A 10,690-nucleotide genomic window follows, 5' to 3' on the forward strand; every position below is an offset into this window, starting at 1 on the left:
GCTCACGGCGGCGCCCGGAACACCGCCGGATGGGCGACACTGCACAAGAGCCCCGAGACGGAACGAGAGCCGTGGACCCGAACAATCAGAAGCAGATGAGCCGGCACCTGTGGTGGCGCGTCGGGTATTTCCTGTTCGCCATCCACCTGGTGGCGCTCGTCATGATCTTCGCCATGTCGCACGCCCCGAAGTAGCCGCGCACGGGCCACGGCCGCCACCCGAACGGCCCCCGGCCGTCACGGCGCGCCGGACCGGCCACCAGTGCTTCCGATGATCATTGCTCAGGGTTGACCCCCGTGATACACACAGTGAGACCAGTCGGTTCAATGGACGGCGTGCGCCCACACATACACGCCACTCCCACGGGATCCGTCGAAGAAAGCCGCCAAGTCGACAGCTGACGGCCCGTTCGTCAGCGAAGATAGAGACTGACCTGTGCCGCGTCGGCACGGGCACACAACTACCCATCAAGGGGCGGTGAGTTCACACATGTTCATTGCGGCCGAAAAAGGCGACATCACCACCATCATCGGCGGAATCGCCCCGGACTGGGGGCCGTTCGGAACCCTGGGCAACGAAGCCCGCGTGATGATCGAAGTGGTCATGGCAGTGGCGATCCTGCTGTGCCTCGGCATCGCGATCTGGGGCGCCGCCAAACAGCGCATCGGCGCCACCGCGCTGCGCGACACCTTCAGCGCCGAACAGGGCAAGGGCCTGATCGTGGCCGGCCTGACCGGCGTCTTCATCATCGGCTCCCTGGGGACGCTGTTCACGATCGTCTACGGCATGGCGGTCTAGCGCGGCCACGCCTCAGGGCGTGCCGCGGCCGCCCGCATGGTGCACACCCCGGCCCGCGCCCGTCCCCGGGCCGCTCCCCATGCGCCCCCGCCCGCCATCTCTCCGCCGTCCCGTGCCCCCACTCGCTCCCACCGGCCCCACCTCCCCTGCCGAGGCCACATGCTGACGCCGCCTCACGTCCGGCCCGACGGACCCGCCCCCGCACCCTCGCCACCCCCGCCACCAGCGGACCGATTGGGCCGGCCGCTGCGCGGGGACAGGTGGATCCGGAGACAAGAAGGCGCAAGCAGGCGACGGCAACCGCGGAGCGGGGCGATGAGCACATATGACCCAGAGTCCCCCATTCGCCCCTGCCGTACCGCATCTGAGGACCCGTCACGGTGAGATGTACTCGTACCGCTGCACCCGAGCCGCCGCCCGCGCGGCTACGGTCATATGAGGGCGGCACAACTAGGGCACGCATGGCGACGGCGGCAGAGGGGGCACAGGCGCGATGAGTCTCAGTGACGACGGCGGCTACGGAGGCGACGGCCACCGCGGTTCCGAGACGGGCCAGACACGGACCAGACTTCCCGACAACGACGGTGACATCTACGGCTCGGGACGGCGGCCTCGCGCGGGCATGTCCAGCCGCAACCTCGTCACCATCGTCGGCGTGATCGTCCTGCTGCTCGCGGCCATCGCCTTCGCCAACCGCGGCGGCAGCGGCAACAGCGAGACGTCGCCCCAGGACTCCCCCAAGGACGCCGGCCACGCCCAGCCCACCGCCCCCACCGGCACCAAGCCGGCCACCGGCAAGACCGGGGGGATCGCGTCGGGCTTCGCCAAGACGGAACAGGGGGCGCAGTCGGCGGCGGCGAATTATGCGGTGGCATTGACCAGTGACGGTATGTACCAGGCCGCCGGCCGGCACGAGATCGCCAAAGCTGTCTATGCACCATCCGTGGCAGCGGCGCGCAAGAACGACCTCGACAAGGTGTACTCCGACCATGCCTTCCTCGGCCGGATCGGACTCAAGCCGGACGGCTCCGCGCCCAAGGGCATGACCTTCGTTTCGCGCGCCAACCCGGTCGGCACGAAGACCGAAGCGTTCAAGGGTGACACCGCCAAGATCTCGGTCTGGTACTCCGCTCTCTTCGGCCTCGCAGGAACAGATTCCAAGAACCCCGTCACGGAGAGCTGGTACACGAACACCTTCGACCTCCAGTGGGCGGACGGGGACTGGAAGGTCACGAACTTCACGCAGAAGGACGGTCCCGCTCCGATCGGGAGGGACCAAGCTGCCGCGTCGGCAGAGGACATGACCCACGCCGTGCAAGGGTTCGGAGGGTTCACCTATGCCCGCTAAAAGTCGCCGCACCCTCTCGCTCGCCGCATTGGTGACGGTTGTCCAGACAACCGCTGTGCTCCTGGCCTCGCGTGCCTTCGCGGCGCCGAGCCCCACCCCGAGCAACGACCCCTGTGACCTCGTCCGTGGCCCCGCAAAGGACTACTGCCAATCCGGTGACAAAGCCGGCTCCGGCACCCCCAAGCCCCCCGGCGGCCTCACCGACAACAACCCCCTGGACCCCCTCGACTCCCTCGCCAAGGGCTGTGCCAAAGCCGCCGCCTGGATCGTCACCAAGCTCTCCGACGCCGTGAAGGCCACCTCCCAGGTGGACTTCACCAACGCCGCCTTCCTCCGGCAGTACGCCGTCGTCTTCGCCGCCTCGACGATCCTCACCCTCGTCCTGTGGCTGCTGGCCGTCGCCAAGCGCGCGGTGCGCGGGGTACGGCTCACCGAGGCGATCAGCGAGGCGGTCGGCTTCCTCTGGCTCACCGTCCTCGCCTCCGCCTTCACCCCGCTCATCCTCTACACGATCGTCTCGGCGACCGACGGGGTCACCGAGATCATCGCGAAGGGGACCGGAGCACAGACCGACACCTTCTTCGGGGCGTTCTCGCAGGCGCTCACGAAGGGCACGGACATCGGCGGCGGCCCGATCATGCTGATCGTGGTGTCGCTGGTCTCGGTGCTCGCCGCCGGTGTGCTGTGGCTGGAGCTGGTGATCCGGGCCGCGCTGCTGTACGTCGGGGCGCTGCTCGGCACGGTCGTCTACGCCGGGCTGGTCGACAAGAACATGTGGGGGCATGTGCGCCGCTGGGCGGGCATCATGATCGCGGTGATCATGGTGAAGCCGGTCATCGTGATCGTGCTCGGCATCGCCGGTGCGCTCTCCCACGACAAGGGCCCGAACGCCTTCTCCGCGGTCGTCTCCGGCCTCGCGATCATCGTCCTCGCCATCTTCGCCAGTGCGGTGATCTACCGCTTCGTCCCCGGCTTCGGCGACGAGATGGTCTCGGCCCGTACGAACAAGGGCCGGGCCACCGACGGCAGCCAGGCCGCCGCGATGATCTCCTCGCCGGCCGCGCTGGTGTCCCAGGGCATCAAGACCCACAGCTCCCGCAGGTCCGGCGGGGACGGCGGCGGGCAGGCCCAGGGCGCACAGGGCGGCCAGTCCCGGCCGGCCGACGCGGTGGCCGGCGGTGTCGCCGCGCACAGCTCCCGCACCGGCGGCGGCCGGTCCTCGGCACCCGCCACCCCCGCCCCCCGTACGAACCCCGGCCCGAGCACCAGTTCCCGCTCCGGCAAGACAGCAGGAGGTGAGGGGCGTTGAGCACGCAGTCCCACCCGATCGCGCCACGTCGCACCTATCTCATCGGCCGCGCCCGGCCCAACGCGATCGTCGGCAAGAACCGCGAGACCGGTGAGATCGCGCTGATCATCGCGGGGGCGTTCCTCGGCATGATGTGCGGGCTGCTGGTACCGATGCTGCCGCTGCGGATCGTGTCCCTCACCGGCTTCCCGATGCTGGCGCTCGCCGTCGTCTATGTGCCGTACAAGGGCCGTACGTTCTACAAGTGGTTCGAGATCCGGCGCAGCTTCCGCCGTTCGGTCCGCCGCGGCGCCGGCTACCGCTCCGGCAACGCCGAGGCGGGCATCCGGCTGGACGGCCGGGAGGTCGAGATCGGCCCGCCGCCCGGCATCGGCCGGATCAACTGGCTCGCCGCCCCGTTCGGCCCGGACGAGATCGCGGTGCTGCTGCACGCCGACCGCAAGACGGTGACGGCCGCCATCGAGATCGAGGGGCCGGGCGTCGGCCTGCGCGACAGCGAGGACCAGGAGGCGCTGGTCGACCGCTTCGGGACGCTGCTCAAGCATGTGGCCAACGGCGACGGCTTCGTGACCCGACTGCAGATGCTGGCCCGCACGCTGCCCGCCGACCCGGACGCGCACGCCAAGGACGTCGCCCAGCGCGGCGACCGCTCCTCCCCGGCTTGGCTGCAGGACTCCTACGACCAGCTGCAGTCGATGGTCTCCACCTCCTCCGAGCAGCACCGCGCCTACCTCGTCGCCTGTATGCACTACACCCGCGAGCTGGCCGCCGAGGCGCACACCATGGCGCGCGCCGCCCGGATGCACCAGGGCGGGCTGCTGCGCAAGAAGCTGGACCGCGACGCCGGCCTCGCGGTCGTCATGGCCCGTGAGCTGACCGACATCTGCGCCCGGCTCGCCGAGGCCGACATCCGCGTACGCCAGCCGCTGGGCCAGGCCCGCCTCGCCTCCCTCGTGCACTCCATGTACGACCCGGACCACCCCATCGACCACATCCAGGCGATGGGCAAGCGCAACGCCTGGCCGGCCGAGCTGGATGCGATGGAGCCGACTTACCTGCAGGCCAAGACGCGTGAGTCGACGACCCGCGCGCCCTGGTGCCATGCCACCGCCTGGGTCAAGGAGTGGCCGCTGACCCCGGTGGGCGTCAACTTCCTCGCGCCCCTCCTGGTGCACACCCCGGACGTGATCCGTACGGTCGCGGTCTGCATGGACCTGGAGCCCACCGAGATCGCCATCGAGCGGATGCTCACGGAGAAGACGAACGACGACGCCGAGGCCAGCCGGGCGGCGAAGATGAACCGGGTCGTCGACCCGCGGGATGTCGCCCACCACGGCCGCGTCGACCAGCGAGGCGAGGACCTGGCGTCCGGCGCCGCCGGCGTCAACCTCGTCGGCTACCTCACGGTCTCCTCCCGCTCGCCCGAGGCCCTCGCACGCGACAAGCGGACCATCCGCGCCTCGGCCGGCAAGTCCTACCTCAAGCTGGAGTGGTGCGACCGCGAGCACCACCGGGCGTTCGTCAACACCCTGCCGTTCGCGACCGGAATCCGCCGCTAAAGCCGCTGGGAGGCGCGTACGTCATGGCCATGATCGATCCGCTCGGAGCGCTCACCGACGCGTTCACCAGCTTCCTGTTCGGGAAGGTGGAGACGACCCGGCTGCCCGTACGCACCTCCACCGGCCAGGCCCAGGCCGTCTATCTGCCCACCGCGGCCCCCGGCCTCGGCGACTCCGGCGTGATCATCGGCCGTGAGGTCTACAGCGGCAAGGGCTATATCTACGACCCCTTCCAGCTCTACGGCCAGCAGCTGCCGGCCCCTCACTGGCTGGTCCTCGGCGAGTCCGGCAACGGCAAGTCGGCGCTGGAGAAGACCTATGTGCTGCGGCAGTTGAGGTTCCGTGACCGTCAGGTCGTGGTGCTGGACGCTCAGGGCGAGGACGGCGTCGGCGAGTGGAACCTCATCGCCGAGGAGCTGGGGATAACTCCCATCCGGCTGGACCCGACCTCCGCCCTCAACGGCGGCATCCGCCTCAACCCCCTCGATCCGTCGATCACCAGCACCGGCCAGCTGGCCCTGCTGCGGACGATCATCGAGGTCGCGATGGGCCACGGCCTGGACGAACGCTCCGGCTTCGCCCTCAAGGTCGCGCATGCGTATGTGAACGACACCATCACCGACCGCCAGCCCGTCCTGACCGACATCGTCGAGCAGCTGCGGCACCCGGAAGCGGAGTCGGCGGAGGCCATGAATGTCGACATAGACGACGTCCGGGCCTGGGGTCTGGACGTGGCGCTGGTCCTCGACCGGCTCGTCGACGGTGACCTGCGCGGCATGTTCGACGGCCCGACGTCGGCGGGCATCGACCTCGACGCACCGCTGATCGTCTTCGACCTCTCGCACATCGACCGCAACTCCATCGCGATGCCGATCCTGATGGCGATCGTCGGCGTCTGGCTGGAACACACCTGGATCCGGCCCGACCGCAAGAAGCGCATCTTCCTGGTCGAAGAGGCCTGGCACATCATCAACTCCCCCTTCGTCGCCCAGCTCTTCCAGCGGCTGCTGAAGTTCGGCCGCCGGCTCGGCCTGTCGTTCGTGGCCGTCGTCCACCACCTCAGCGATGTGGTCGACGGCGCCGCCGCACGGGAGGCCGCGGCGATCCTCAAGATGGCCTCGACCCGCACCGTCTACGCCCAGAAAGCCGACGAGGCCCGCGCCACGGGGCGGGTCCTCGGCCTGCCACGCTGGGCCGTCGAGATCATCCCGACCCTCACCCCCGGCATCGCGGTCTGGGACGTCAACGGCAATGTCCAGGTCGTCAAACACCTCATCACCGAGTCCGAACGCCCGCTGGTCTACACCGACCGGGCGATGACCGAGGCGTCGGCGGTGAGCGAGGCATCGGCCGTGCCGACGGACGAGGCGCGCGCCCTCCAGGCGGCGGCGGACGCCGAGGCCGAGGCACGCGCCGAGGCCATGGCGATGGAGCGGCAGTGGAGAGACGAGTCGAGCGAGACGGTGGCGTGACGCGCGGATACGACGACGAACGAGGCGGCCGCGGCTATCGCGACGCGCCCGGCGGCCGGGGGCGCGGCATCCCCGACTCCCTGCTGGTCGGGCTGCTCGCCTTCCTGCTGGGCCTGACCGTTCTGGTGTGGACCGCGACCGGCCTGGCCGGCCTGTTCACCCACGGCGCCTGGCCCGACGGGGTCACCTACCCCGGCACCCCGATGGCGCTGCGTCATCTGGTCTCCGCGCCGCACGACATGGCCGCCGCCTGGCCCGACACCCCCAAGGCCCAGCTCTCCGGGTACGGCCTGTTCTGGGGCATCCTCATCGGCGAGCTGATGGTGCTGCTGGTCCTGACGATCTTCACGCTGGGGACGGTCACCCGCTATCGCGCCGTACGGGCGACACGGCGGACGAAGGCCAGGGAGGCCCGGGAGGCGGCACTCGACGCGCGGCAGGCCGCGGAGGCACGGGAAGCCCGGGAAGCGGTCCGGGAGACGGCCCACACGGCCCACGAGCGCCCGGCGCACAGCGAGGACGCACCGGCCCGACCGGCCGTGCCCGCCACCCCGTCCCCGCCCCTCGAAACCATGGCAGCGGCCACCGGCCCGGTCCCCGAGCAGCGCACCGCTCCCCCGTCCGCTCCGACGCTCCCGGGTACCGACACGACCGACACCCGCACCGAACCCGCCCTCCCCCGCATCCAGTTCTCCACCGACCGCGCCGTCACCCTCGCGGCGTCCCTCACCACCGCGGCCGCCGCCCCGGGCCCCCTGATCGTCGCCACGACCGACCCCGTCCTCTGGTCCGACACCAAGGACGCCCGCGCCAAGCTCGGCCCGCTGCTGACCTACGACCCCACGCACCTCCTCGACACCCCGGCCCGGCTGCGCTGGTCACCGACCTCCGGCTGTACGGACCTGGCCACCGCCACCGCCCGTGCCACCGCCCTGCTGGCCCCCGTACGCCCGTCCGGGGCGCTGGACTCGGCCGTCGCGGACGCCGCCCAGACCCTGCTGCGCTGCTGGCTGCACGCCGCCGCGGTGGACGGCCGCCCGTTCCGCCAGCTGCACCGCTGGGCCCATACCGCCGGCGCAGCCCAGGAACCCGTACGCATCCTGCGCACCAGCGCCAAGTCCTCCGCCGGCCAGGCCGGCGAGCTGGAGTCGGTGCTGACCGCACACCCCGAACGCCGGGAAGCGGCACAGCAGTTGATCGGCCGTGCGCTGGCCGCCCTCTCCTCAATCCATATCCGGGATGCCTGCAATCCACTTCGAACGGATTCGGTCATCCTCGAATCATTTATCGCCGAGGGGGGAACGCTTTACGTGGTAGGCGAGCCCATCGAGGATCCGCGTACCGACCCGGGTGCGATGCCCTTGCTCACCGCACTCCTCTCGAGCGTGGTCGAGCACGGCCGCCGCATGGCCGAACGGTCATCTGACGGTCGGCTCGACCCACCACTCACCCTCGTCCTGGACGACATCGCGGCCCTCGCTCCGCTGCCCGCCCTCCCCGGTCTCCTCGAAACGGGCCGCAGCCGCGGACTGCTGACCCTGGCGACCATGCGCTCCCGGGAACAGGCCCGCGCCCGCTGGCCGCATCACTCCCTGCCGGCCTGACGCCCCGCCCAAGGCCTTGCGCCGGATCCGGCCCGTACCCGACGAGGCGGACGTGTCCGCAGCGCACCAGAGCCGGGCGGCACCCTTCCGCGCCCGGACGTCAGTCCCGCAGCAACTGCACGGCACACCACGCCAGTTGCGCATCCATCGCGGCCGACCGGCTACCGGCGATACCCGACCGCAGCAAGGCCGCCCCTTCCATCAGCGCGACAAAGGTCTCCGCCCGGGCCCGGCAGAACTCACCCGGCCAGTCCGGCCGCCCCTGCCGGACGAACGCCTCCACATGCGCGACGTACTTCCGGTAGGACTCCCGGACCACCGCGGCGATGTCCTCGTCCCGCGCCGCCAGCGCCCAGACCTCGACATAGAGCCGCACCAGCTGCGGATCCTCCTGCTCGGCGAGGAGCACCGCCACCACCTCGTCGGGGTCCGTCGGCCCCTCCGGGCTCTCCAGGGCCGATAGGTCGTCACGCACCGTCCGCAGCCCCGTCGTCTCGGCCAGCCGCTCCAGAGAACGGTCCAGCGCCCGCTCCAGCACCGCCCTGATCAAATCGGCCCGAGCCGGGAAGTAGTGCTGCAGATGCCCGACCCGCACCCCCGCCTCACCGGCAATGGCCCGCAGCGAGGCATCCGCCCCCTTGGCCACCAGTACTGCCTCGGCCGCATCGAGCAGACTCGTACGCCGCACACTCCCCTGCCGCGTCAACGCCGAAGCCTTCCCCCCCCCACCCGGGCCCTGCTCCTCCATCCCTCTCCTCTCCTCCCTCTCCTCCCTCATGACACCTCGACCTTCACGCCCGCCTTCTCCAGAGCGGGGATGACGTCCTGCGGCGCCGGCGTCATCTCGGGAAAGGCCACCCGACGAGGCGCCGCGGCACCATCCGCCCCCCTCACCCGGCGCAGCCCCAACAGCCCGCCCAGCGCCGCCAGATGGGCCTGCCCGGCCGGATCGGCGACCGTCGCGGTACGCCGCTCACCGCTCCGCCCGCGCACCTCGATCCGCAGCAGCGCGCTCCCGCCCTCACCCGGCGCATACAGCAACGAGCGCCGCACCGACTCGAACCGGTCACCACGCCCCCATCGAAAGAACCCGGTCCGCTTGAGCGCCGGCAGCGCGGACGTCGAGGAGTTGGCGCTGAAGCCGAGCCGCGTCACGGACGTGTCCACCCCGAGCGCCAGCGGCAGTGTGAACTGCTCCGGCGTATCGATCCGCGCCACCTTGGTCCGGTGCCCGCCCACTACGGCGTACCCCGCACCACTGAGCGGCATGATCATCCACCGCCGCCCGCCCTCGGTCACCTCCTAATCGAGACCGAGCCGGTCCATGAACTCCACCGAGTCGGCCCCCGCCCGGTCCTTGAGGTCATAGCGAATCGCGATCTCCACCGACGAGGCCCCGCCGAGCTCCCCCGCCAGCGCCGCGGAGACCAGCCCGCCCATCCAGCCGGACGACAGCAGCACCGGAGCCCTGGGCCTCTCCACGGCCGCCACCGCGACGGCCCGCTGGAGCCGCGCCGTCCACCGCGTGAGGTCCACATACAGCACACCACCCCGGATCGCCGCCAACAACACCCGGTCCTCGGGGTCGTTCACCGCGCTGATCACGGCCCGCACCTTCGCCGAGAAGGGCTCCGGATCACTCAGGTTCCACCGTCGCACCTCCGCCCCGACCTCATCGGCGAGCGCACGACCGCGCTCCGGGGTACGCCCGGTCAGCACCAGCGGCCAGCAAGGCGCCGCAAGCCGGGCCAACTCTCCCCCGAAGGTGCCGTATCCGCCCACCACAAGCACCGGGCCTGTCGTCTAACTGAATGTCATCGTCCACGACCCCGAGATAAGGTCGCGTGACCTAGATTCACAACAGCACCGAAGCCCCGGCCCCACCACGGCGCCGGCCGGCCGCTCGCTACCCCCTGGTCAGCACCATCTCCCCCTCCGTGGCGGCGGCATTCTTCGGATCGGCGATGGTCCGCCCCGTGGTCACGAACCCCAGAGATCGGTACAACCCCGCGGCCCGCGCATTCTCCTCATGCACCCACAGCCGTACGCGCTCCACGACCGGGTCCACGAGGTCCCACGACCACCCGATCGCCGCCGCGAACAACTCCCGTGCCAGCCCCGTCCCCCGGTGCTCGGGCCGCACATACACCCCCACCATGTGCGTCTGCGGCACCTCCTTGTCCCGCTCGACAAGGACCACCACCATGCCGCCCCAACTGCCGTCCTCCGCCTCCCCGACGAACGTCAGCGCCGCACCGCCCTCGTCGAGGGACGATGCCCGCCGCTGCCAGAACTCGTCCGGCTGGCCGGCCGCCGCCTCAAAGGTTTCGTTGAAAGCCACCCGAGCCACCGGATCGGCCAACGCCGCCAGCCGCAGCTCCTTGAGCTTCTTCCACTCATCCGCCGTCACCGGCCTGATCAAGTACCCCATGCGGCCCAGCATCCCAGCACGCCATCCCGCTGAACGAGACTTCCGGTTTCCGACCGTTCCGATGTCCGGCCCAGAACGCAGAAAAGCCCCGCACCATAAGGTGCGGGGCTTTCCCACAATGATTGTTCGGCGGCGTCCTACTCTCCCACAGGGTCCCCCCTGCAGTACC

11 protein-coding genes are annotated in these 10,690 nt (G+C 70.6%); 7 read left to right on the forward strand and 4 right to left on the reverse strand.

Annotated features, from left to right (window positions below; translation table 11 throughout):
* The first annotated feature begins 71 nt into the window (after window positions 1-71).
* The 7 genes from ACGFWI_RS22320 to ACGFWI_RS22350 all read left to right on the forward strand — a co-directional run bounded on the left by ACGFWI_RS22320 (window position 72) and on the right by ACGFWI_RS22350 (window position 8,090).
* Entirely contained in the window at window positions 72-194 is a 123-nt protein-coding gene (locus ACGFWI_RS22320; protein WP_393907715.1) for a hypothetical protein, read from the forward strand.
* Window positions 195-489: 295 nt separating this feature from the next.
* Entirely contained in the window at window positions 490-798 is a 309-nt protein-coding gene (locus tag ACGFWI_RS22325; RefSeq protein WP_030610355.1) for a hypothetical protein, read from the forward strand.
* 493 nt (window positions 799-1,291) lie between these two features.
* A complete protein-coding gene (locus ACGFWI_RS22330; RefSeq protein WP_393907716.1) occupies window positions 1,292-2,146 on the forward strand; it encodes a hypothetical protein in 855 nt (284 codons plus the stop codon).
* Window positions 2,136-3,455, forward strand: coding sequence for a hypothetical protein (locus tag ACGFWI_RS22335; protein WP_393907717.1), 1,320 nt, complete (start codon window positions 2,136-2,138; stop codon window positions 3,453-3,455). The genes ACGFWI_RS22330 and ACGFWI_RS22335 overlap by 11 nt, the downstream gene beginning before the upstream one ends.
* A complete protein-coding gene (locus ACGFWI_RS22340) occupies window positions 3,452-5,014 on the forward strand; it encodes an SCO6880 family protein (RefSeq protein WP_393907718.1) in 1,563 nt (520 codons plus the stop codon). Before ACGFWI_RS22335 ends, ACGFWI_RS22340 begins: the two co-directional genes overlap by 4 nt.
* A gap of 29 nt (window positions 5,015-5,043) precedes the next feature.
* Window positions 5,044-6,486 carry an ATP-binding protein gene (locus tag ACGFWI_RS22345; protein ID WP_393907740.1) on the forward strand — a complete coding sequence of 481 codons (1,443 nt, stop codon included), beginning with the start codon at window positions 5,044-5,046 and terminating at the stop codon, window positions 6,484-6,486.
* Window positions 6,483-8,090, forward strand: coding sequence for a TraM recognition domain-containing protein (locus ACGFWI_RS22350; RefSeq protein ID WP_393907741.1), 1,608 nt, complete (start codon window positions 6,483-6,485; stop codon window positions 8,088-8,090). Before ACGFWI_RS22345 ends, ACGFWI_RS22350 begins: the two co-directional genes overlap by 4 nt.
* A 100-nt stretch (window positions 8,091-8,190) precedes the next feature.
* Here the strand turns inward: ACGFWI_RS22350 and ACGFWI_RS22355 are convergent, their stop codons facing one another.
* From ACGFWI_RS22355 to ACGFWI_RS22370, 4 genes are all read right to left on the reverse strand, one after another.
* Complete coding sequence (locus tag ACGFWI_RS22355; RefSeq protein ID WP_393907719.1) at window positions 8,191-8,796, reverse strand: TetR/AcrR family transcriptional regulator; 606 nt, start codon at window positions 8,794-8,796, stop codon at window positions 8,191-8,193.
* 68 nt (window positions 8,797-8,864) lie between these two features.
* Window positions 8,865-9,359, reverse strand: a complete 495-nt coding sequence (locus tag ACGFWI_RS22360; protein ID WP_393907720.1) for a hypothetical protein — start codon at window positions 9,357-9,359, stop codon at window positions 8,865-8,867.
* A 33-nt stretch (window positions 9,360-9,392) separates the two neighbouring features.
* Entirely contained in the window at window positions 9,393-9,881 is a 489-nt protein-coding gene (locus tag ACGFWI_RS22365) for a hypothetical protein (protein WP_393907721.1), read from the reverse strand.
* 115 nt (window positions 9,882-9,996) lie between these two features.
* Window positions 9,997-10,521, reverse strand: a complete 525-nt coding sequence (locus tag ACGFWI_RS22370; RefSeq protein ID WP_393907722.1) for a GNAT family N-acetyltransferase — start codon at window positions 10,519-10,521, stop codon at window positions 9,997-9,999.
* Between the last annotated feature and the right edge of the window lie 169 nt (window positions 10,522-10,690).

It is taken from the genome of Streptomyces sp. NPDC048434 (genome assembly GCF_043200375.1).
Taxonomy (GTDB): domain Bacteria; phylum Actinomycetota; class Actinomycetes; order Streptomycetales; family Streptomycetaceae; genus Streptomyces.